Origin of the sequence: Siminovitchia sp. FSL W7-1587, assembly GCF_037963795.1 — a bacterium.
GTDB lineage: Bacteria > Bacillota > Bacilli > Bacillales > Bacillaceae_C > Siminovitchia > Siminovitchia thermophila.
In genome coordinates this window covers 3,561,467-3,582,864 of the sequence record NZ_CP150169.1, presented here as the reverse complement: position 1 = coordinate 3,582,864, position 21,398 = coordinate 3,561,467, and the positions used below count along the sequence as shown (strand labels likewise).

Genomic DNA, 21,398 nt, shown 5'->3' with positions numbered 1-21,398 from the left:
GAAATATCAGAGAAACACTTAAACTATTCCCCATAAAGGGCAACCCCCGCCTTTCTTTGTTCCAATTAAATAGACAGGCAACTTTTATCAAGCCGCCTGTCTATTTTTTAAGGGTTCATGGATTTATTGACTTTTTCCGCCAGTTGCTCAGCCTTCTCCGCTACTTCATCGCTTGCTTCGTTTGCCGCGGTTTGAGCTTGATCGGCAGCTCCTTTGGCATTTTCCGCGGTAAGGTCAACTGTACGATGGGCCGTTTCCTGCATTTGGTTCGCTCCGTCTTTAGCGGCTTCTGCCATCGTATTCGTTGTTTCTTTCGCCGTGTTGCGGAACTGACCCGCTTTCTCCTTTACCGTGTCTGCCAAATTGCTGCCTTTATCCATTGCGGCTTGGCGGAGCTGGTTCGTTTTTTCAACGGCCGTCGTGGTAAGGTCACTGCTTTTTTCCATGACGGTTTCCTTCCATCCACTTGATTTATCCTTTAGTACATCCATTTGTTCACTCAAATCACTTCTCAATTCCCTGCCTGACTTTGGAGCCATCAATAATGCGGTTGCAGCTCCTACGATACTGCCGATGATCACACCTGTTAAAAAATTACCAGTATTATTGTCATGATTACCCATCTATTTCTCATCCTTCCTCAAATTGGTATAATTGATTTATCCTCTTCCGCCTTCCAACTGTTGAGTATGGATCATTACTTCAGACTTGGCTTCTTCACTTTCCTTGGCTTTTTTCTTTGTAAACCATTTATCCTTAATCTCTTTTGCGACTGCTCCCCATTGTAAAGCTTGGGCAATCTTGTCCTCATTTTTCACAACTGTAGAAGAGACCGTTTTCGTCACTCTTTGCAGCGATGTGTTGAGGTCCACTACAGTGTCGCCAACCCCTTGTACGGCGGTTCCCACACCTTTCACCGCATCTACAACTGTATCGAGTTTTTCTACTTTCACTTGAATATCATCAGCAAGGGCGTTCGTCTTATGTAATAGCATTGTTGTCTCGCCTGTTACACCCTTTAATTGGTTTTCAAGCCCATCTAAGGTTGTAGAAACACTTTCCATCGTTTCTTTCATTGCCTTTAATGTTTTCGTCAAACTAATGACAAGAATGAAAAATGCAATAGCAATTAAGGCAACGCTTAAATAAAGAATGATACTCATTCACTCCACACCTCCTGTATACAACATTTCCTACCCTAGTTTGTCCAAGGATAAACTCTTTTAACAATCTTCTTGATGCAAACATGCTTGTTCTTTTTCTCTTTACATATTATAAGGAAACCGCCCCCCAAAGGCGGTTTCATTGTGCTTTTTTTAACTGTTGCTGCAATAGATTTTCATATGCTATCTGGAATTTCTGAATGTCTCCAGCACCCATAAAAAGGAGTACGGAATCATCCAACAATAAAAGCGGGGAAGTATCATCTTCCTGTAGTATCTCGGCACCTTCAATTTTGGCTTTTAAGTCATTGATGGAAAGCTCTCCCTGGTTTTCCCTGGCGGAGCCGAAGATATCGCATAAATATACTTTATCGGCTTCACCCAAACTTTCCCCAAATTCACGTAAAAACGTTTGTGTTCTGGTAAAAGTATGCGGTTGAAAGACGGCAACGATCGGTTTATCAGGATACTTCTGCCTGGCTGCATTTATCGTCGCTTTAATTTCAACTGGATGATGGGCATAGTCATCTACAAGAATCTGGCTTCCCATTTGTTTTTCGGTAAAACGGCGCTTGACACCGTTGAACGTTTTCAGTTGCTTCTGCAAAATCTTACAATCAATTTGCTCGTAGTGGCATAAGGCGATGACCGCAAGAGCATTTAAAATATTATGGTCACCATATGTTGGAATTTCAAATGTCGCATAAAAATGATTGCGAACGAAGACATCAAACTTTGTTCCGGCCGTCGATTTTATCATATTCCGGGCTTGGAAGTCATTTCCGTCGCCAAAACCGTAAAAAAGAACCGGCACTTTCGCTTGTATCTTTTGAAGTTGTTCATCATCCCCGTAAGCGATAATCGCTTTGTTGACCTGCAGAGCCATTTCCTGAAACGCACTAAAAACGTCACCCACATCGGAAAAATAGTCTGGATGGTCAAAATCAATATTGGTCATGATGGCATAATCTGGATGGTATGATAAAAAATGTCTTCGGTATTCACAGGCTTCAAAGATAAAATAGACAGCCTCTTTATCCCCTTTGCCGGTCCCGTCTCCAATCAGATACGAAACGGGCTTGACACCTTGCATAACATGGGCAAGCAGACCGGTCGTAGAGGTTTTCCCATGCGATCCCGTTACGCCTATACTCACAAACTGTTCCATGTATTCGGCAATGAATGTGTGATAACGGATCACTTCTACCCCTTGACTTAACGCCTCATCTATTTCTTCATGTGAATCAGGAAAAGCATTGCCGGCGATGACTTTCATGCCCGGTCTAATATTTTCACGTTGAAAAGGTAATATTTTTATTTTTAGGTGTTCCAGAGCCTCTTGGGTAAAGAAATATTTTTCCACATCCGATCCCTGCACTTTATAACCCGAATGATGGAGAATTTGTGCAAGAGCGCTCATTCCGGAACCTTTAATACCGACGAAATGGTATACAGTCATAGCAGAACCTCCAGCGATCGTCTATCTGTATGTATTATATGAAGTGGAAAACTTTTTGCTCAAAGGTCTTTCTGGAATTGACTGCTCATTATATTATGAGCTTCCGACAACATTCATATGTATGAACAGATAGGTTTTTGTATTGTGTCATTATACCATTGTTTCCAAATGGGAACCAATGGTAAAGCGGCTTGGGGAAATTTTCCTTTTAATCACAAACTTTTTCAAGCCGCGGATTGGGACGGTGCCTTCTTCCTGCTTTTGCGGAAGGCTTTCCATTTAACATGACGCAGTCCCCGGTAAAACCGGTGTTAATTTTTAATAAACTGCTGCCGATACCATACATGTCAACCGGTACACCAGCTTTTTCAAACTCCGCTATTCTCTCTTCATTAAATCCGCCAGAAACAACAATTTTCACATGGTGAAATCCCTCGTCATCCAGCGCTTTTCGCAAAGCAAAAATAAGATTCGCGTTAACCCCGCGAGGATCAAAGGTGCCAAGTAAATGTTGGTTTCTCAGGAAGTATTTGTCAATCATAGTCCGGGACGTATCGACTCTTACTCCTTTTAATTCCGACCCAAATTCACGGGCAAGTTTTAAAGAATCGGTTATCACGTCGTTATTATAATCAACAAGCGAAACGAGTTCATCCTCCGGAAACGTCTCTTTATATGCTTTGGTGGCGGCAACGATATCGCCGTTAAAAAGCTGAATCAAGGCATGTGGCATCGTTCCCATTCCTTCTTTTCCCCACCACTCATTCATGGCCGGTGTGGCCTGGGCTGTTGATCCGCCAATATAAGCCGCATATCCGTCTCCCGCCTGCTGTGTGAAATGATCATCACGGTCCCCCATAAAGATGACGGGTTTTTGTTTTCCAGAAATGGCCGCGGCCTTTGATACATTATACACGTTTGTCGCAACCGAAGTTCTTCTGGAAAGAATACCGTCAATGATCCCTTCTAAAAAACCAAAATCCTGATATGGTCCCTTAATTGTTAACACTGTTTCAAAGGGAGTGATTTTATCTCCGTCTTTCAATGAATATATTTCCAAGTTTTCAGGATGATCGGCGAAGCATTTCACGAGCGCGATCGCTTCATCCGTTCCGCATAACACAGCATGTTTTCTTTGGAAAAACTGCATTAATACAGTATTGTCTTGTTTGTAACGCTTGGCAATTTCCCTCGTTTTTAAAAAATAAACTGCAGAGAACCACCCATCTTTCACTCGTTCATCAAACTTAAACGTTTCATTTGTAAGCCGTTTGATTTTTCCCTGCAGCTTTAAATCAATTTCCTTCATCGCAAATACTCCTTGTGTCATCGTCTGCCCAATAGGATAAAAAACAGGCATTGAGCGATCCACAAATAGAATACCATTTTCTTCACTATTGTACTAGCGAATCTTTTAACGAATGTAAATCTTCTTCTTTGATGAGGACATCCCGCGGACGGCTTCCACGTGCTCCCGTAATTACTCCGCGTTCCTCCATCATTTCCATTAATCTGGCAGCCCGATTATAGCCAATCCGGAATTGTCTTTGCAATAATGAAGTAGATGCATGGCCCTGTTTGATGACAAATTCGCACGCCTCCACAAACAGTTCATCTTCATTTTCCTGTAGCTCGGCTTTTTTTAACAGTTCTTCCTGTTTAAACAAATATTGCGGTTCCCCCTGATCTCGCACGTGTTCAATGACACGGTCGATTTCTTCATCTGATACGAATGTTCCCTGAAGGCGGACAGGTTTGACGGAACCGTTATTTAAAAACAACATGTCGCCACGCCCCAACAGTTTTTCTGCTCCGCTTACATCGATGACAGTCCGCGAATCGACTTGTGAGGAAACGGAAAATGCGATTCTTGTTGGGACATTTGCTTTAATCAGGCCCGTAATGACGTCAACGGAAGGCCTCTGTGTCGCGATTAAAAGATGAATTCCGCACGCCCGCGCTTTTTGGGCAATCCGGCATATCGACTCTTCGACTTCCGCTGGCGCTACCATCATCAAATCAGCCAGCTCATCAATGATAATCACAATATACGGCAATTTGTCGCTGTATTTTCCATTCTTTTCAGCCACATTGTTAAATCGGTTTATATCCCGTACATTTGCATGGACGAACAACTCATAGCGGTGTTCCATTTCATCCACTGCCCATTTTAAAGCGGCGGTTGCCGCTTTTACATCAGTAATCACCGGGCTGACTAGGTGAGGAATATAGTTATACGGCGCGAGTTCCACCATTTTTGGGTCAACAAGCAGCAATTTTAACTCATCCGGCCTTGCTTTATACAGAAGGCTGACAAGAATGGAGTTGATGCATACGCTTTTTCCTGATCCAGTGGCGCCAGCAATGAGACCATGCGGCATTTTTCTCAAGTCCGTGACGACAGGAGTCCCAGATATATCTAATCCAAGGGCCGCTGTTAAAGGGGATGGAGAGCGAAAGAATGTGTCGCTCCCGATAATTTCACTGATTTGCACCGGACGGCTTTGTTTATTCGGCAATTCAATCCCGATGGATCGAGTTCCTGGTATCGGAGCTTCCATCCGAATATCCCTGGCCGCCATGCTCAGTTTAATGTCGTTGCTTAAATTCGTAATCTTGTTCACTTTCACGCCCGGGTCCGGCTGCACTTCAAATCGCGTTACGGAAGGGCCTTGGCTCGCTTTGACGACTCGGGCCTTGACATTAAAATTTTCCAAAGTTTCATCCAAAAGTGCCGACTGTTCGTTTACCCAGTCCTCATCATTTGTCCTGGCCACTGGAGGCTCAAGCAAATCAATTCGTGGAAAAACATATGACAATGAATGTCCATCGTTCGTTTCTTTCGACTCATCGGCTGACGATTTGCCCGGAATAGGAGAACGAGAATGAGCCGCTTCTTTGTTTTTTTGTTTCTGCCATTTGAGTTTATCCTGGGAAAGCATCAATACGTTGAATGGCAAATGAGCCCTTTGTTTACTTTTGGATGTTTGGGCAGGCTCTTCGCGCTTCTTTTCTTCTTGGTTCGAAGAGCGGCTATCTTCTGGTTGCTGTACTCCGCTTTCAAAGTCAGTGCGCTTTTCCGCATTCTCCTGTTCTTCTAATCCCAGTGCTGTATGGGTCTTTTCTGTCTGATCTTGAATTAGGGACTCAACTTCTATAGATTCAGTTTGCGCAATCTTATCTTCAGCGTCCCCGATAGATGGAACTTTTTCGGTTGGTGAATCAAGGGTCGTGTCTGAATCCACGGTCTCAACATATTCGTCAACTTTTGCAGAAGAGGATGATTCGCTATAGGTTGTTGCATTAAGTTCCTTTTCGTCATCCACTTTGATATCTACTGGTGTTTTTTCCAACTTATTCTTCATAAGCACCGATTCATCATGATTCTCTGCAAATTCGTGTAGATCTTCGCTTTCTGTATCAGTTTTAAATGGCTTCTCTTGCCATGGCACTGGTTCCAATACCGAGGCGGCTTCCTGAATAGCCTTTTCTTCTTCAGGAAATTCTATATCCGGAATTTCCTCTTCAAAAGGGTCTTCCTCGATATTTTCATGAGCCGGAAAAATTTCCACTTCCGAGTCCTGATTTGAACCGGAATTAAAGCCTGAATGTGTTTCAAATTCGTTCTTCAATTCTTCTTCTTTCACTTCTTCGCTAAACTGGCGGGAAAAAGAAGCCGTCAATTCAAATTCAGGGGCATTGTTTCTCTGTTTTTTGGGACGATGGAAGCCGTGAACTGGCGAAGGTATATTCGTCGGCTCAAAAGGCCGGCTGTTTTTTGGTTCAACCTTGCGCCACCCCTCTTTTACATATGGTTGCTCCCGGCTCTCCTTTGGGACGGACTCGGTAACGCGCTTTTGATCGGTTCTGCCCGTTTTGATCTCAGGGGAACGAGGAGACGGATGTTTAGATTGATTTTGTTCCTTACGTTCTGTCCGACTTTTTTGAGGCGGATCTTTGATTAAGGGGAAACGAAATTCTCCCTTCGGATATTGGTACGTTACGCGTGTTTTCATTTCAGTATGCTGTTTGCTCTTGTGAAGTTCATTGGCAGCAACATGTTCCTTTGTATCTTCAATCATTTCTTCTTCAGAAAAAAAAGTTGAAAGAAATTTTTTCCACCACTTCAATTATGATCACACTTTCCATTTGTGATTTTTTCTTTTTATTTTGTACAAATACTGCCAGCCTTCATTATAACAAATAATGCATAGAAATTGATTCGTTTGGAACATTAAAAAAGAATTACAGATTTGACAAGGAGGGGACAACATGAAATTTTTAAAGCCCATTATCGGTGCAGGATTAATCTCGTTAATGCTTGTAGGTTGCGGTGCCAATAATGATAATCACGATCGATTCGGCAGTGATGATAATCAGCCGCTCGGAGTTCGTTATGATCCTCAAAACAACCGTGACGGAATTTTTGATAATGATGATGGTCTCGGTGTTGATGACAACAGCGATAATCGAACCAACGTCAACAACACGAATAACGGAAACAATAATAACCAAAACGTTGATGTTGCCGATGATGTTGCTGACAAAATTACAGGGCTGGATGAAGTGGAGCGGGCATATGTGCTTGTCACAAACCGCAACGCCTATGTGGCTGTAAAACTAACCGACCGTGCCAACAACAAGTTGACTAGGGATACGGAAAGAAAAATCGCCAAGGAAGCAAGAAAAGCGAACGATCGCCTTGATAATGTGTACGTTTCGGAAAACCCGGATTTTTATAACCGGATGGAAGGTTACCGAAATGACATTAACAATGGCCGGCCTGTTAGTGGTTTCTTTGATGAATTTACAGAAACAATCAGGCGCGTTTTTCCGAATGCCAGATAAAACAGGAAAGGACTTCCCCGTTATGAATGCGGGAAGTCCTGTTCAATGCTTCCATTTCCTGAAGCTTTCATTTGCTCGGAGCCTTCTTCATAGTTCACGGCAATATTTACGACCACTCGTGCATCATGCGGCCATTTTGCCTGAAGTCCTTCACGGACATCCCCAATATAATCCTGCTTTGGCCCTCGGACTTGAAAGAACTTTAACTTTTTCACCCACACGACTCCCTTATTTACTCAAACTGGGAATAACACTTTGCTGATTACTTTCCACGAATGATTTTATGTAGTTCCCCGTACTTTGTCCGCATACTTTTCATATATCGGTTCCACCGCATCCTTGAATGGTTCATGATCTATGTCTTCAATGATCTCCATGCCATTTTCCTTTGCTGTCATTCTATACTCTTTTTTCAACTTTTGGACAACTCAAGCTGATAGGTTCCGGCTTTTTTTGAAGCATCCAGCAAAATCTGTTGCGTATCGTCAGGAAGCGATTCAAACTTCTTTTTGTTCATAAGGATCATGCCAAACGAGTACATGTGAATTGTTATCGCTCTATAAGAAAGCGCTCCCTTTTTTCTCTTGCTGTTTTTCTTTATCATTGCTAAACATCCTGTTGCGACTGGTTAGGCAAAAGCCCCGTCCAGATTAAGATTAAATAACCGAGCAACACCGTAAATAACATCGGGATTCTCGCTCTTGTGGCGATACGATTAAACCCAAAATCACCATCGCCGCGATGACTGGTTCCTGAAACATTTTATTCCTCCTTTGATTTGAAACCTAGTGAATTCTGTAAACAGAATGGCATACGAATCCAAAGCTTAACCCCAACCTCCAGAGCATTTTCATCTATATTAAATTTAGGATGATGATGGGGAAAATTTTCTTTATAATCAGGATGGCCGGCCCCTATGCCTATGAAGCAACCAGGAACTTTCTGTAAATAAGCAGAAAAATCTTCCCCGCCCATTATTGGAGGCGCTTCCAAAATCGAGGAAAAACCAAATGTTTCTTGAACCAACTGTTTTATTTTCAACGTCATATCCGGATCATTGTATACGGAATCGTATCCATATTGATAATGATAATCGTATGAAGCCCCATGCGCTTTTACGACTCCTGACGCAATTTTCTCGATTTGCAATGCGATTTTCTCGCGAACCCCCTTGGAAAAAGTTCTCACGCTACCGCCAATTTGAACAGTTTCCGGGATAATGTTTTTAGCTGTTCCTCCCTTAAACTCAGTTATGGATACTACCGCTCTTTCAGCCGGGTCAATCTTTCGTGAAATAATATGTTGCAAATTATTAACGACCTGTGCTCCAATTGCAATCGGGTCGATTGTTTCCTGCGGCTCTGACGAATGGCCCCCTTTGCCGATAATATGTAAGTCGAATATGTCGGAATTAGCTGTAAAGATTCCGGATTTAATGGATATTGTTCCGGTTGGTATTGGAGAAAATAAATGCATCCCAATTATTTCACTCACACCATGTAATACACCAGCCTCCACTAATTCTTTTGCCCCGCCTGGAAACTGCTCCTCAGCATGTTGAAACAAGAATATGATTTTTCCCGGTATATCTTGTTGAATATGAGAAAGAAACTTTGCCGCGCCCAGCAACATGGCTGTATGCCCATCATGGCCACACGCATGCATGACTCCCTTGTTTTGAGAAGCAAATGATAAGCCAGTCTCTTCTTCTATCGGCAAAGCATCCATATCTGCTCGAAAAGCAATGGTTTTTCCGGGTAATCCCCCAGTCAATGTTGCCATTACACTTGTCTCAGTTGGCCTTGTAACTTCTAGATTATTGAAGTTACTCAACGTTTTATAAACAAATTGGGAAGTTTGCTTTTCTTTATATGATAGTTCAGGATATTTATGAAGATGTCTTCTCCATTTAACGACTTCATCGATATAGGAGCTGATGTCTACCTGATTAAAAACTGTCTTTTCCATCAGTTTTTCCCCTTTCACCATATGCCGCGCTAACAGCATATTATTTTCTCACCATAAAACAATGTGTATTGGTGTTGATCAAGTTATGGTTCCGATCCATTTCAAATCCGTAAATGATCAGTTCTTCTGACTTGTCAGCACTTCGCAAGATAATCTTCTGCCGTCAACCTTACAACGGAGTTGGTCACCAATTGTACCCTCATACAAACCTCCATTCTTCCCCCCGGGATTCGTTTTCTTTATTGCTTTTGCGCACCAATTTTTAAGGGCTCATTATTGTTTATTCAATTCTGGCCGCTTCCATGATGGAAAGCTACATTTGAAAGCTTTTTCTTTTATCAGACTCAAATCTCAAAATTTTGGAAGAAAGAAACTATCCAAATAGATCGATCTGCAGACAAACAGATTTTGCCTGTCTGTTTGTCGTTGAATGAATTGTTCATGAAGTCAAAATGTTTACTCCAGTAAACAATATAATCTCCAGCCTACTTATTGACAACAGCCCAAAAAGGTTGCTGTAGACCCACTCGACTGTTGGTTGCTATCATAAGATGAACAAGCGGGAAGGAATGATATGTATGTCTCAGCAGTCTTATGAAAACCTCAAAATGGGTGAGCGCGGGGCCATTTTGAGTATTGGCGCGTACATTTTTCTTTCAATTCTCAAACTGTATTTCGGTTATACGGCCGGTTCAGAGGCTCTAAAAGCGGACGGCCTGAATAATACCACTGATATAGCAGCATCCATCGCCGTATTGATCGGATTGAAGCTTTCCCAAAAACCACCCGATAAAGACCACCGATACGGCCATTGGAAAAGTGAAACGATCGCCTCTATGACAGCTTCATTCATTATGCTCGGAGTCGGAATTCAGGTGTTAAATAGCGCTTTTAAGACGATCATCCATGGCCAAAATGAGCCTCCTGATACGATAGCCGCCTATGTTGCACTCTTTTCAGCCGCGGTCATGTACTTCGTATATGTGTACAACAAAAGATTGGCAAAGAAAATACGCAGCACCGCGGTTATGGCAGCTGCCAAAGATAATCTTTCTGATGCCTGGGTCAGCATTGGAACCGTTGTGGCGATCATTGGTTCCCAATTTCGCATGCCCTTGCTCGATTCCATCACCGCCTTTATTGTCGGGTTACTCATATGCAAAACGGCGTGGGATATTTTTAAACAGGCATCCCACGAGCTTTCTGATGGCTTTGATGAGAATAAAATTTCCTTGTACAAAAAGGAAATGAGAAAAGTGGATGGAGTAAAAGGAATTAAAGAAGTAAAAGGGAGGAACTACGGAAGTAATGAAGTGATCGATGTCGTAATCCTCGTAGACCAAACGTTGGATATTCAAGAAGCGCATAACATTGCCACACTTGTGGAGGAAAAAATGAAAAACGAACACGGAGTGTACGATGTCCATGTTCACGTTGAACCGGAGCCAAATGAATAGCCGGCACCTGTGCGGTACCGGCTAAGCCCCTGCTTCTATTAAGATTTCCTCAATCTCTTTAAAGCCCTTTTTACGAGCATGCTGCAACGGAGTGACCCCGTCTTTATCAGCAATACGAACATCTGCACCGTGTTGTATCAACATTCGAATCGTTTCCTGCTGCTTTACATCTCCATCGTTTAAGATAATTGCTTCCAAAAGAGCAGTCCAGCCCAGATTGTTTACATGATTGACGTCGATATCCGTTTTTTCAAGAAGCTCCTTGACTACATCCGTATATCCATGTTCCGCCGCCGGAATTAAGGCAGTGCCTCCATATCGGTTTGTCAAGGATGGATCTGCGCCTGCCTTTATGGTCAATTGCAATATGTCCAAATACCCTTCCGCCCCGGCATAGAGGAATGGATTATTCTTCATGTCATCCTGAATGTTGACATCCGCCCCTTCATGAATTAGCACTTTTACAGTATCTGTATCAGCATTGTAGGTGGCAATCATGGCAGGCGTCCGGCCTTTTGCATCTTGTCCGTTAACATCTGCCCCTTTTTTCAGGAGTTGTTGAATCTGCTGACGATCCCCTTGTTCTGTCGCCAGGAACAATTGTTCCTGTAACGTTAGCGATTCCTCCTTCTTCATGTTTGCATCCTCCTTCCCGCTCTCCGAACACCCCTGAAGCAACAACAACACTATAAATAGTAAAGTATGCTTTTTCAAACGAACACCTTTCTTTCAAGAGAGTCAGGCCTAGATGAACATAAGCCGACCTTTTTCTCAATTTATCCGAAAAAACGGCGGAAAAGGCAGTTTTTTTTCAGTTTACTTATGTATATCCATCGCGGCGATTTCCCATTCGTGGATTTCATAATGGCGTGCTCCCGTTATAACATATGGATCTTCTTTCACCCAAGATTCAACTTGCTCAAGACTTTCTCCCTGGTAAATGACAAGTCCGCCAGTCCCATCAACAAAACGGCCAAACATGACTGCTTTTTTTTCTTCTCGTTTGCGGGCCAAAAACTCCAAATGGGCGGGGCGGTTCTCCCTGCTCTTTTCTTCATCTTTCATTGGTAAAAAAACGGCAAAATATTTCATGTCTTTTCCTCCAGCACATCATCATTTTTCTTCTCATTATACATGAATTATGCTTGAACCGGATCATTCACTTTCATCACTGTCCCCCTATTTGATAACGCATTGTGTAAGTTGTCGGCGGCCAACTGAGCCATTTTCATCCGTGTGGCAATGCTCGCACTGCCAATATGGGGGAGTGTGACAACATTTGAAAGGGTCAATAAAGGATGAGAAAGATCTACCGGTTCTTTTTCAAAAACATCAAGGCCTGCTGCCCAAATTTCTTTGTTTTTGAGCGCATGATACAGCGCTTCCTCATCCACGATCCCCCCGCGGGCTGTATTGATCAACACAGCTGTTTTCTTCATAAAGGACAACTCATTTTTGGAAATAAGATGATGGACCTCCGGGCTGTATGGTAAAAGAAGACAAATAAAATCGGATTTTGTTAAAACCGTTTTAAAGTCGACATACGTGGCGCCAATTTCTTCTTCGGCTTCTCTTTTTCTCGAGCGATTATAATACAGCACTTCCATTTGAAACCCTTTTGCCCGCCTCGCTACCGCCTGGCCGATGCGGCCAAACCCGATAATGCCCAGCGTCGCGCCAAAAATATCCATCCCCGTCAACTGCATAGGTGACCAAGTTTGCCAGTTACCTTCGCGCAGATAACTGGATGCTTCCACAAGCCGCCTGGCCGTTGCCATGAGAAGAGCGAAGGTTAAGTCAGCAGTCGTTTCTGTTAAAACTCCAGGTGTATTGGTGACGAGAATTCCTCTTTTTGTCGCTTCATTAACATTAATATTGTTATAGCCTACAGCCATATTACTAATCACCTTCAAATTGGGAGCGGCTTCCATTACTTCTTCATCAATCGTTTCAGTCAACATGCAAAGCAATCCTTTAGCTTCTTTTACCTTTTCCAGCAAAAGCTCTCTTGGGATCGCTTCTTCTTCTTTTTCCCACATGTCGATATGAAAGGACTTTTCCAGCTTTTCTATAATACTGGAAGGGAGTTTGCGCGTAATGTAAATGTTCTCTTTCAAATTGTTTATCTCCTTTCCACATATCATTACATTTTATCATCTTATAATACTATTTCGACCACTTGCCGCAAATCTCCTTTTCAGCGAAACTCGATGAACGTATACTCAAATAAAAGAGGGGGGGATTGCTTGAAAGTCCATTTGAATATCAACCCAAACATTCAAGAAGACGAAATCATGATCGTAATCAAAGAAATGAATGCCAAAGTGGAAAAGCTATTATCTATCATTCATGATGAGAAAGAAAATGGGGTCATTTCTCTACAAAGGGAGGAGAGAATTTATCTTGTAGAACCGAAAGAAATTTCCCATGTTTTTTCAAAAGACAATAAATGCTTTGCATTTAGAGGTAAGCAGCAATACCGATACAAAGATACGCTCAAACAATTTGAAGAGCGGTACAGTCGGCATCACTTTGTGAGAATCTCAAAATATTGTTTGGCAAACGTGGAGTGGATGGATTACTTTGAAGCTACTTTCGGCGGCAGTCTGGTCGTCGCCTTTAAAAACGGGGAAAAGGAAATTGTTTCCCGAAAATATGCAAAGGAATTAAACAAAGCACTATTTAAGGAGTGAACACAACATGCTGGTCGTTAAATCAATCAGAAATATTTTAATTGGCTTTGGCATCGCGAACATTTTTTTACTTATTTTTATTCTGTTTGCGGGTGCAGCTGGCCAGACAGAAATCGATATTGACATATTAAGGACGCAAGTGATTGGCAGTATATGCTTCGGCGCATTTTGCGGAATCTTATCATTAATATTTGAAAGTCAACGATTATCCATTGTTATTAAAACTGGTATACAGCTTTTCGCTTTACTTATTGGATTTGCCGCTTTCGGCTATTATCTAGGGTGGTTCCGTTCACTTGAAGAGATGATGTTTATGCTCATCATTTTTATGATTATATACGTGATTATTTGGCTGTTCATGTATATCATTCAAAAAAAATTGGCTGACCAACTGAATAAAGGAATAAAGTAGCGGGTATATGTCTTACCCGCTTCTGTCATGTTAAGCACTGGCATTGATTCCTCGTTAAACACTGAGAAAACAGCGGGTCAGGTTTTATTCCAGGGTGATATTCTAACTCGCCTCAACAATAAAATCTGTATATGGCTTTCTTTCGAGTGAAACAGACACTTTCTAAAGCCCTTCTTTATTAAAAACCAACTTTGCGCCGCTCTGTTTGCCATCAACATCCCATTCAACGTTTTACATGTGAAGACATGGAAGATATCTTCTCAATTTTAAACAAGATACTTCTGTTTCATTAAACTCATCAACAACAAATAACCTTTTCATTGTTACGGACTGCACCTTGTTTTCGAGGTTTAAAGCATAGCAGTGGATGGCAGCTTGACGATGAATTGATGATAATTTCCGTCCGTTTCCAGGGCAACACTTCCATCCTGTCGTTCTGCCAGTTCCTTTACGATGGCCAGTCCCAGGCCATTTCCGCCCGATTCGCGGTTTCTTGATGTATCCACGCGGTAAAAACGTTCGAAAATCTGCGGGCGCGATGCTTCAGGAATGAATTGGCCTTGTCCTTCGACTTGCAAAACATAATGATCTTTTCTCCGCTTTCCTTTTAAATGAAGAGTCGTATTTTCGATACCATAGCGAATTGCATTATCCAATAAATTTCCAACGATTTGTTTCATGGTATCTTCCGTTATATGGAAAGCCGCCTCTTCAACAGCAACTTCTATTTGAATATGTTTTTGATCCAGCTTCATTTGATGAATGGAAACCATATGATTGACGATTGTTTTGATATTTGCGGGATTGCTTGGTTTGGCATCCAAATATTGATTCCATTCCCGCTCCGAAAGATGATGCAGTTGCTCAATTAACTTGCTTAGCCGTTCAGCTTCGCCATGTAGAGAGTGCAGCACATTTTTATCCGGCTCGATGACACCGTTTTTGATGGCTTCCAAATAACCTGTAATATTGGATAATGGCGTACGGACTTCATGGGCTAAATCTGCCGCCATTTTATTGCGAAGCTCTTCACTTCTTTTGATTTTTTTAATCAGACTATTAAAATTTTCAGTGAGAAGCCCGACTTCATTCCTCGTTGTAATCGGAACGAGCCGCATTTCTTCCCCATCGCTCATACGTTTCGTCACATCAGAAAGCATTCGGATCGGAATTATAATTCTCCTGATCCAAATATAATGAATGACAACAGCTACCAAGAACGCAATAATACTTACCCGAATTAAGTAAAAATCCATCGTCTCGTCGAACGATGATTGCATGAATGGCCCGGCAATATTCATGTCATTCGCAAGAAAACAAGCATATTCTTTGACGGAAAAACCGGCAATGATAATGACAACTACAATAACTGCCAAATTGACCCACGTTAACTCCCAAAAAATCCCTGTTCTCCAAATCCCTTTCATATACGGTTTATTTTGTGACAAATTTATATCCCACCCCTCTTACGGTTTGAATCATGGGTGCAGAAACACCCCCTTTTTTAATTTTCTCTCGAATATTTTTCACATGAACGTCAATCGTTCGCTCAAAAATATCTTTCTCATGTAGCGGATATAACGTCTGTAGCAATTGTTCTCTTGTCATGACTTGATCAGGATGAAGCATGAGCTTTTTTAAAATGGCAAACTCGGAAGCTGTCAATTGGAGCTGTTTGGAACCGACCCAAACTTCATGTTTGTTCGGCTTTAAGGTCAGATTGCCGAAAGATACCTTTTGACAGTAATGACCGGCTCTCCTCAATACCGTTTCTACTCTTGTGACCAGTTCTTCCGGGCTGAACGGCTTTGTCACGTAATCATCCGCCCCCATCTTCAACCCGTGAATGCGGTCTTTTTCGTGGATTTTTGCCGTGACCATAATAATGGGAACATCACTGACAGCCGTTTCCCGAATATACTCACATACCTCTTCACCCGATTTTTCGGGCAGCATTAAATCCAGGATGACAAAACAAGGCGACTCTTTTTGAAACAGACGGATGGCTTCCGTCCCCGTCGCCGCAGTCACTACATCAAAACCGGCTTTTTGAAAATAAGCCGCCATCAGCTTTTGCAACATTTGGTCATCCTCAACGACCATAAGTGTTTTTGACATGTTCCTCACCCGCTACTGCAATTTATTGACCTCATTCTCCATCCACTGATACGTCATCGGACCAATGATTCCTTGCTGGATCACACCCTCTTGATCTATGATAAAGCTTTTCGGAATAGCGAAAGCTTCAAATTGTTGTCCAACCATCCCTGTTTCATCAAGGGGGATCGTAAATGCAACATTGAATTCATCAATAAATGTTTGTACCACTTCTTTGTTATTTTCCGCAGCAGTTAAGTTGACTGCCACAATCTCGACTCCCTTATCTTTGTAATTCTGATAAAACTTTTGCATATCCGGCATTTCCGCCCGACAAGGAGGACACCAAGTTGCCCAAAAGTTTAATATGACGATTTTTCCTTTATAATCAGCAAGCCGGAACTGTTGTCCATCCAGTGTGGGCAGTTCGATTGCCGGAGGGCGGCTTCCTGCTGAAAGGCCGCTTTCTTCTTGACCGGATTCCGCTTGAGCGTCCGGTAACAGGACATCCATTTGACTTTCATCAGCTATTTCATACTTGTCCTTCCCGATATATTCTTTATACAAGAAAATACCCATGAATGCCACTAAGCCGACTAATAAGAGCCATCTCCACTTCATTGCTCATGCCCCCTTTATAAGTTAAAAACGGAAAACCGCGCAAAATAGGCACTTATTTTTGTCATCTGGCCGGTAAAAATCATCAGGCCGAGTAAAATCATGATCGAGCCATTCACAATGGAAAATTTCCCTAAATAGCGATTGATGGATCGAATCATTCGTACCGATTTAGTCATCATGAAAGAAATAAACAAAAACGGCAAAGCCATGCCCAATGAATAGACACCGAGAAGCAGCATTCCCTGCCCTACAGTAGTGCTTGCGCTCGCCAGCAGTAAGATCGTTGATAACGTTAACCCTACACATGGAGTCCAGCCGCTTCCAAATGCGACTCCAACCAGGACAGATGAGAACCAATTTTTCGGCTTTTGCAATTTATGCTCCCATTTCCGATCTTTCATTAAAAAATTCAGTTGGAAGACCCCGAGCATTTGCAGCCCAAAAGCGACAATTAAAATGCCGCTTATATGTTCAATCAACTTTCTGTTTGCTTGAAAAAACTGTCCGACAAAAGTGGCTGAAGCGCCCATTATCATAAATACAATGCTAAAGCCCACAATAAAAGCGATAGAACGTTGGAGCAACAAGCTTCTGTCAACACGCAGCTGCTGGTTCTGAACATTTCCTCCCGTTAAATGCGATAAATAAGCGGGCAGAACCGGAAAGATACACGGCGAAAAAAACGATAACAGCCCGGCTACAAATGCCACCCACATGGAAACCGATTCCATTTTTCCACTCCTCACACATCTTTTTCTACAGTCTGGGTTATGATTGTTAAAGTTTGATGAAGAACTTAAATAGCCTCGGCGCATGTGATTCTGCGGTAAGCCGAACGGGCTTCCTTCCTTAGCGCATCATAAAAGCCAATCAACCTCATGTGAAATTGACCGGCTTTCATGTAAAGTGATATCGTTTTTGAAAATGCCCATCCAACTCATTCATCAAGTTCCGTAAATATACGGCGCAATCGCTCTTTACTGACCGGACCTATAATCTTATGTCGAATAACCCCTTCTTTATCAACAACATAACTTGTCGGAATCGTCTGTGCTTGATACATATTGCTTACTTCACCCTTCTCATCGAAAACAATCGGGAATGAGAGCTCATTTTGTTCGGAAAATGTCCGGACTGCTTCTTTATTTTTTTCCAAATGCAAGAGATTCACTGAAAGGAGCGCGATATTTTCCTCTTTGTTTTCCTCAAAAAAATTTTGTATATGCGGCATTTCAGCACGGCACGGAGGGCACCAGCTTGCCCAGAAATTTATAAACACATGTTTTCCTTTCAAGTCCGCAAGCGTGAGCTCTTCTCCCCCATCCGTCTTACATCGAAAATCGGGTGCCCGCTGTCCGGGTAAATGGCCGACTCCTTCCGGCGCTGTGGATGTTTGCTTTTCGAAATCCTCGCTGAAATGCCCAATGAGAAAAAGCCCAATACTAAACATAATAAGCGACATAATCATCTTTTCTTTCATACGTTCTCCTTTACGAACAAATTGTTGCTCAAAAGAATGGCGCATAATGGAAAAATAATCGCCAGACTCCATTCCGCCAGTGTCAACTCATTCGGCAGTTGAAAGATCATGGCATAGACAATGAAAATTAGTCCCGCTTTTTTCGGCAAGCGATCAAGCGCGTTTCTGTCCCACAGCCATACGATGAATAATGTCGTTGTGAATACAAAGGAAAGGATTATGAAAAGATTTTCCCCTTGGGTAATAGCGTGTAAAAATAAATACAATCCATATCCTGCTGTACCAAATAGCAATAACGTCTCACTCAACTGTTTGTAAATCTTTTTCTTTTTTGCTTGGCGATACAGATACAAAAAACTTACAAACAGGCCAAGAAAAAACCCTTTCGTGCCGCCGGTAAAATATAAAACGGATGATACATGTGCTTTTACAGTGTCAAAATCAAACACGACAATGCTGAATTTCCACACAACCCCGATGACAAATAAAGCATTGATGATCATTTCCAGCGACTCTTTCTTCATTTGATGGTGTTTTACATAAACGCTCGTTAAAAGCCACCCGCCAACAAGCGAAAGCAGTGCCAATACCCAATGAAGGGGAATCGTGAATGTACCAAATTGCAAGAGTCGCATGACAGTTTCATTCCTTTTTCCAGAATTTCACCTATTATGCGATAGGTATGTTAAGAATGTGTGAATAAAGAAAAAGAACCGAATCATAACTCCAAAGATGGCCTTACGTCATTCGATATCAGAAGTGGTATCACAAACAAAATAAAAAAGTCCGGGACACAACTAAATCAGCTGATGAAAAAACGAACAATAAAGTGAAACTTCATTCAGTAGGGCTCCTACTGAATGTTAGTTGAACCAATCGGGCATTTAGGTGCCGTTTTCTCACACTTGGACCTTTTGTATTCACTCAGATTTTGAAGTGGGAGTCTTACGGCACCTTACATGCGGGATAAATTGTCTCAGTGTATAATGCGCAAGCTTTTAGCGTAGTCAACATATGTAGACTCCTGCGGGAATAGCTCGAGTTGAAGATCCCGCAGGAAAGCGAAATATGTTGAGTAGCGATGATAGGAATTTTTTTTACACAAATAACGGGACAAAACCCTGTAAAAATGAAATAAACCGCATGAAATCAGGTTTAAAAACCTTGATTTCATGCGGCTTGATTCTCACGTTTTTTATGAATATGAATCAGCTTTCAACTTATGTCGCAGTCCCATTTCGTATTCGCTTATGTCCCGGCCTCGACAGTCTTTCCCAAAAACAAATGTAGCGCCGGACTTGTTTTTTGATGAAGCAAGCTATATCAATAGCTTTCATATGTTTTAAACACAATGCAGGACGCCCAAAACATGCAAGCGAGTAAAATGATGCTTGTTACTGCCATTGTCTCAAAGGAGTCCGCCCATTTGCCAGTCATTAACATACTACCCGCTTGATCTTGCGCATTGGCTGGACTCCATCCCATATATTTTGGAAAAAGGGAGCCGGAAAGCGCGATGGCTGCAACTGTAACCAAACTGGCACCAGCAATACCGGCGGCTTTTTTCAGCACTGTTCCTGCCAACAATGTAACCGTCAAGGCAAATAAAATCCATATGCTGTAAGCGGCAAAGCTTTTGATAAAACGGATAAGTGCCACGTCTTTAAATAAGAGATTTGTATAATAATAGGCGAGTCCGTAGCTCAACGCAAACGACAAAAGGTAGAGCAGCGCATGGGAGAGCCACTTGCTTCCGATATAGTGTAAGGCATGTACCGGCCTCGCCATGATGAGTGTCAGGGAGCCGCTGTTTCTTTCATCGGCAATGAGGCTCATGGCGCCAAGGACAAAGATGGCTGTTCCGATCAACCCAAATTGGGACAGCGTTCCTACCAGGACTTCTTCCCCGGACGGCATCGGAATTTGAATAACGGCTCCCTCGGGCAGATTTCCCGCCTTATCCAATATTTCGGGCATATAATACTGGGTGATCGGCTGTGAGATGGCCAGTAAAGATAAAACAACCGGCATCCAGATCAGTTTTTTATCGTGCCAAGCCTCCCGCCACTCTTTTTTAAACAATGTCCAAAAAATATTCATTCTTGAATCAACTCCATATAGGCGTCTTCTAATGTTTGCTCCAATATGGAAAAGCGGGTAATCGTCAACCTGTTCTCCATACATTCTGTCAGCAGGCGGTTGCGGTCATTTGGTTTTTCCAACATAAATTGCGCTGTTTTGGGTGTTGGGAAAAAAACGTCCTTTACATATTTTCTAGTCCCAAGCCACCCCTTCAAGTCTTCTTCTGTTTCGAGAATAAAGGAACTGCCCAGATGGTCCCTTTTTAAAGAAGAAAGAGGACCTGCCCACTTGACCTTTCCATCTTTTAACACGACAATATCATCACAAATTTGTTCGGCATCATGTAGAACATGGGTAGAAAACAGGATCGACATCTTCGTTTTCAACTCATTCATCATCATCAATACATCTCTGCGCCCTGTCGGGTCCAAAGCGGAAACAGGTTCATCCAAAATTAATAATTTTGGTTTATGAAGTAGGGCCTGTGCCAAACCAAGCCTTTGCTTCATCCCGCCGGAAAAGCCGCCGATTTGCTTCTTTTTAGCGTCTTCCAGACCTGCAAAAGCAAGCATCTCTTCCACTCTTTCCCTCAATATTTTTTTCGGTACGCCGGAAAGATTCCCGGAAAAATGCAAATATTGCTCGGCAGTCATCCACGGAAAGAAGGATGGATATTGTGGCAAATAGCCGATGTGCTGCCTATTGATGTTTGTCTTCCCCAAAAATATGATCCTGCCGGAATCCGGTGTTAAAAGGCCGGAAAGCATTTTGAGTGTTGTTGTTTTTCCCGATCCGTTTGGTCCCAATAAAGCGACACATTCCTTTTCTTTCATGGTGATATTTACTTGATCAACTGCTGTATGCAGCTTGAACGTTTTCACCAATTTTTCCGCTGATAATATCATTTTGCACCCCTACCCTCTTTTTGGCCTGCCAAATACAAAATATAAAACCGGCCCCAGTATACTGATGAATAAAATAATGAGAATCCACAGCCATTTGGGTCCCCTTGTATGTTCTTCCTTTACGCAGCTGATAAGCGCTGTAACAATTAATACGAGATCCAACACAATGAATGGAATGATCAATTCCCAAGATGGGGTCATGTGTAACTCTCC

24 protein-coding genes are annotated in these 21,398 nt (G+C 42.3%); 4 read left to right on the top strand and 20 right to left on the bottom strand.

Translation table 11 applies throughout. From position 1 onward, the window contains the following. Nucleotides 1–107 precede the first annotated feature (107 nt). From NST31_RS16950 to NST31_RS16930, 5 genes are all read right to left on the bottom strand, one after another. Entirely contained in the window at nucleotides 108–623 is a 516-nt protein-coding gene (locus NST31_RS16950) for a YtxH domain-containing protein (RefSeq protein WP_077110768.1), read from the bottom strand. 36 nt (nucleotides 624–659) lie between these two features. After that, entirely contained in the window at nucleotides 660–1,163 is a 504-nt protein-coding gene (locus NST31_RS16945; RefSeq protein ID WP_339162140.1) for a DUF948 domain-containing protein, read from the bottom strand. A 139-nt stretch (nucleotides 1,164–1,302) separates the two neighbouring features. Beyond that, nucleotides 1,303–2,622: a UDP-N-acetylmuramate--L-alanine ligase gene (gene murC / locus NST31_RS16940; RefSeq protein WP_077110764.1), complete on the bottom strand. Its 1,320-nt coding sequence runs from the start codon at nucleotides 2,620–2,622 to the stop codon at nucleotides 1,303–1,305. A gap of 208 nt (nucleotides 2,623–2,830) precedes the next feature. Then, nucleotides 2,831–3,931, bottom strand: a complete 1,101-nt coding sequence (locus NST31_RS16935; protein WP_077110762.1) for a nicotinate phosphoribosyltransferase — start codon at nucleotides 3,929–3,931, stop codon at nucleotides 2,831–2,833. A gap of 85 nt (nucleotides 3,932–4,016) precedes the next feature. Next, nucleotides 4,017–6,704: a DNA translocase FtsK gene (locus NST31_RS16930; RefSeq protein ID WP_339165592.1), complete on the bottom strand. Its 2,688-nt coding sequence runs from the start codon at nucleotides 6,702–6,704 to the stop codon at nucleotides 4,017–4,019. A 190-nt stretch (nucleotides 6,705–6,894) separates the two neighbouring features. On the opposite strand from NST31_RS16930, the gene NST31_RS16925 reads away from it, so the two are divergent. After that, a complete protein-coding gene (locus NST31_RS16925; protein WP_077110761.1) occupies nucleotides 6,895–7,470 on the top strand; it encodes a YhcN/YlaJ family sporulation lipoprotein in 576 nt (191 codons plus the stop codon). 20 nt (nucleotides 7,471–7,490) lie between these two features. On the opposite strand, the gene NST31_RS16920 is transcribed toward NST31_RS16925, so the two are convergent. From NST31_RS16920 to NST31_RS16910, 3 genes are all read right to left on the bottom strand, one after another. Beyond that, nucleotides 7,491–7,685, bottom strand: coding sequence for a hypothetical protein (locus NST31_RS16920; RefSeq protein WP_077110759.1), 195 nt, complete (start codon nucleotides 7,683–7,685; stop codon nucleotides 7,491–7,493). Between the two features lie 197 nt (nucleotides 7,686–7,882). After that, the gene (locus NST31_RS16915) at nucleotides 7,883–8,074 is read right to left on the bottom strand and encodes a hypothetical protein (RefSeq protein WP_339162138.1); all 192 of its coding nucleotides are present in this window, start codon (nucleotides 8,072–8,074) and stop codon (nucleotides 7,883–7,885) included. Nucleotides 8,075–8,232: 158 nt separating this feature from the next. Then, nucleotides 8,233–9,438 carry an amidohydrolase gene (locus tag NST31_RS16910; protein ID WP_339162137.1) on the bottom strand — a complete coding sequence of 402 codons (1,206 nt, stop codon included), beginning with the start codon at nucleotides 9,436–9,438 and terminating at the stop codon, nucleotides 8,233–8,235. Between the two features lie 578 nt (nucleotides 9,439–10,016). On the opposite strand from NST31_RS16910, the gene NST31_RS16905 reads away from it, so the two are divergent. Then, nucleotides 10,017–10,895, top strand: a complete 879-nt coding sequence (locus NST31_RS16905; protein WP_205179292.1) for a cation diffusion facilitator family transporter — start codon at nucleotides 10,017–10,019, stop codon at nucleotides 10,893–10,895. A gap of 21 nt (nucleotides 10,896–10,916) precedes the next feature. On the opposite strand, the gene NST31_RS16900 is transcribed toward NST31_RS16905, so the two are convergent. The 3 genes from NST31_RS16900 to NST31_RS16890 form a co-directional block, all read right to left on the bottom strand. After that, nucleotides 10,917–11,609 carry an ankyrin repeat domain-containing protein gene (locus NST31_RS16900; RefSeq protein ID WP_339162133.1) on the bottom strand — a complete coding sequence of 231 codons (693 nt, stop codon included), beginning with the start codon at nucleotides 11,607–11,609 and terminating at the stop codon, nucleotides 10,917–10,919. A gap of 102 nt (nucleotides 11,610–11,711) precedes the next feature. Continuing rightward, on the bottom strand, nucleotides 11,712–11,987 hold the full coding sequence (locus NST31_RS16895) for a YciI family protein (RefSeq protein WP_205179296.1): 276 nt from the start codon (nucleotides 11,985–11,987) through the stop codon (nucleotides 11,712–11,714). 47 nt (nucleotides 11,988–12,034) lie between these two features. Then, nucleotides 12,035–13,012 (bottom strand): D-glycerate dehydrogenase, encoded by a 978-nt coding sequence (locus tag NST31_RS16890; protein ID WP_205179298.1) that lies wholly within the window; start codon nucleotides 13,010–13,012, stop codon nucleotides 12,035–12,037. 129 nt (nucleotides 13,013–13,141) lie between these two features. On the opposite strand from NST31_RS16890, the gene NST31_RS16885 reads away from it, so the two are divergent. Next, on the top strand, nucleotides 13,142–13,588 hold the full coding sequence (locus NST31_RS16885) for a LytTR family DNA-binding domain-containing protein (protein ID WP_077110747.1): 447 nt from the start codon (nucleotides 13,142–13,144) through the stop codon (nucleotides 13,586–13,588). Nucleotides 13,589–13,595: 7 nt separating this feature from the next. Continuing rightward, nucleotides 13,596–14,000, top strand: a complete 405-nt coding sequence (locus NST31_RS16880) for a DUF3021 family protein (RefSeq protein WP_077110745.1) — start codon at nucleotides 13,596–13,598, stop codon at nucleotides 13,998–14,000. 350 nt (nucleotides 14,001–14,350) lie between these two features. Here the strand turns inward: NST31_RS16880 and NST31_RS16875 are convergent, their stop codons facing one another. The 9 genes from NST31_RS16875 to NST31_RS16835 form a co-directional block, all read right to left on the bottom strand. Next, entirely contained in the window at nucleotides 14,351–15,448 is a 1,098-nt protein-coding gene (locus tag NST31_RS16875) for an ATP-binding protein (protein WP_339162129.1), read from the bottom strand. Further along, entirely contained in the window at nucleotides 15,435–16,118 is a 684-nt protein-coding gene (locus NST31_RS16870; protein ID WP_077110741.1) for a response regulator transcription factor, read from the bottom strand. Before NST31_RS16870 ends, NST31_RS16875 begins: the two co-directional genes overlap by 14 nt. A 12-nt stretch (nucleotides 16,119–16,130) precedes the next feature. After that, a complete protein-coding gene (locus NST31_RS16865) occupies nucleotides 16,131–16,718 on the bottom strand; it encodes a TlpA disulfide reductase family protein (protein ID WP_077110739.1) in 588 nt (195 codons plus the stop codon). Between the two features lie 14 nt (nucleotides 16,719–16,732). Next, on the bottom strand, nucleotides 16,733–17,449 hold the full coding sequence (locus NST31_RS16860; protein ID WP_077110737.1) for a cytochrome c biogenesis CcdA family protein: 717 nt from the start codon (nucleotides 17,447–17,449) through the stop codon (nucleotides 16,733–16,735). Nucleotides 17,450–17,655: 206 nt separating this feature from the next. Further along, nucleotides 17,656–18,198 (bottom strand): TlpA disulfide reductase family protein, encoded by a 543-nt coding sequence (locus tag NST31_RS16855; protein WP_339162125.1) that lies wholly within the window; start codon nucleotides 18,196–18,198, stop codon nucleotides 17,656–17,658. Next, nucleotides 18,195–18,833 (bottom strand): hypothetical protein, encoded by a 639-nt coding sequence (locus NST31_RS16850; protein WP_339162124.1) that lies wholly within the window; start codon nucleotides 18,831–18,833, stop codon nucleotides 18,195–18,197. Before NST31_RS16850 ends, NST31_RS16855 begins: the two co-directional genes overlap by 4 nt. A gap of 688 nt (nucleotides 18,834–19,521) precedes the next feature. Beyond that, nucleotides 19,522–20,298, bottom strand: a complete 777-nt coding sequence (locus NST31_RS16845) for an ABC transporter permease subunit (protein WP_339162122.1) — start codon at nucleotides 20,296–20,298, stop codon at nucleotides 19,522–19,524. After that, complete coding sequence (locus tag NST31_RS16840; protein ID WP_339165591.1) at nucleotides 20,295–21,182, bottom strand: ABC transporter ATP-binding protein; 888 nt, start codon at nucleotides 21,180–21,182, stop codon at nucleotides 20,295–20,297. Before NST31_RS16840 ends, NST31_RS16845 begins: the two co-directional genes overlap by 4 nt. A gap of 12 nt (nucleotides 21,183–21,194) precedes the next feature. Further along, complete coding sequence (locus NST31_RS16835) at nucleotides 21,195–21,386, bottom strand: PLDc N-terminal domain-containing protein (protein ID WP_339162120.1); 192 nt, start codon at nucleotides 21,384–21,386, stop codon at nucleotides 21,195–21,197. Between the last annotated feature and the right edge of the window lie 12 nt (nucleotides 21,387–21,398).

What these genes read in the sequence shown, in the direction of transcription:
- NST31_RS16950 (WP_077110768.1), bottom strand. Translation starts at nt 623, where the DNA reads ATGGGTAATCATGACAATAATACTGGTAATTTTTTAACAGGTGTGATC.
- NST31_RS16945 (WP_339162140.1), bottom strand. Translation starts at nt 1,163, where the DNA reads ATGAGTATCATTCTTTATTTAAGCGTTGCCTTAATTGCTATTGCATTT.
- murC (WP_077110764.1), bottom strand. Translation starts at nt 2,622, where the DNA reads ATGACTGTATACCATTTCGTCGGTATTAAAGGTTCCGGAATGAGCGCT.
- NST31_RS16935 (WP_077110762.1), bottom strand. Translation starts at nt 3,931, where the DNA reads ATGAAGGAAATTGATTTAAAGCTGCAGGGAAAAATCAAACGGCTTACA.
- NST31_RS16930 (WP_339165592.1), bottom strand. Translation starts at nt 6,704, where the DNA reads ATGATTGAAGATACAAAGGAACATGTTGCTGCCAATGAACTTCACAAG.
- NST31_RS16925 (WP_077110761.1), top strand. Translation starts at nt 6,895, where the DNA reads ATGAAATTTTTAAAGCCCATTATCGGTGCAGGATTAATCTCGTTAATG.
- NST31_RS16915 (WP_339162138.1), bottom strand. Translation starts at nt 8,074, where the DNA reads ATGATAAAGAAAAACAGCAAGAGAAAAAAGGGAGCGCTTTCTTATAGA.
- NST31_RS16910 (WP_339162137.1), bottom strand. Translation starts at nt 9,438, where the DNA reads ATGGAAAAGACAGTTTTTAATCAGGTAGACATCAGCTCCTATATCGAT.
- NST31_RS16905 (WP_205179292.1), top strand. Translation starts at nt 10,017, where the DNA reads ATGTCTCAGCAGTCTTATGAAAACCTCAAAATGGGTGAGCGCGGGGCC.
- NST31_RS16895 (WP_205179296.1), bottom strand. Translation starts at nt 11,987, where the DNA reads ATGAAATATTTTGCCGTTTTTTTACCAATGAAAGATGAAGAAAAGAGC.
- NST31_RS16880 (WP_077110745.1), top strand. Translation starts at nt 13,596, where the DNA reads ATGCTGGTCGTTAAATCAATCAGAAATATTTTAATTGGCTTTGGCATC.
- NST31_RS16870 (WP_077110741.1), bottom strand. Translation starts at nt 16,118, where the DNA reads ATGTCAAAAACACTTATGGTCGTTGAGGATGACCAAATGTTGCAAAAG.
- NST31_RS16865 (WP_077110739.1), bottom strand. Translation starts at nt 16,718, where the DNA reads ATGAAGTGGAGATGGCTCTTATTAGTCGGCTTAGTGGCATTCATGGGT.
- NST31_RS16860 (WP_077110737.1), bottom strand. Translation starts at nt 17,449, where the DNA reads ATGGAATCGGTTTCCATGTGGGTGGCATTTGTAGCCGGGCTGTTATCG.
- NST31_RS16855 (WP_339162125.1), bottom strand. Translation starts at nt 18,198, where the DNA reads ATGAAAGAAAAGATGATTATGTCGCTTATTATGTTTAGTATTGGGCTT.
- NST31_RS16850 (WP_339162124.1), bottom strand. Translation starts at nt 18,833, where the DNA reads ATGCGACTCTTGCAATTTGGTACATTCACGATTCCCCTTCATTGGGTA.
- NST31_RS16845 (WP_339162122.1), bottom strand. Translation starts at nt 20,298, where the DNA reads ATGAATATTTTTTGGACATTGTTTAAAAAAGAGTGGCGGGAGGCTTGG.
- NST31_RS16835 (WP_339162120.1), bottom strand. Translation starts at nt 21,386, where the DNA reads ATGACCCCATCTTGGGAATTGATCATTCCATTCATTGTGTTGGATCTC.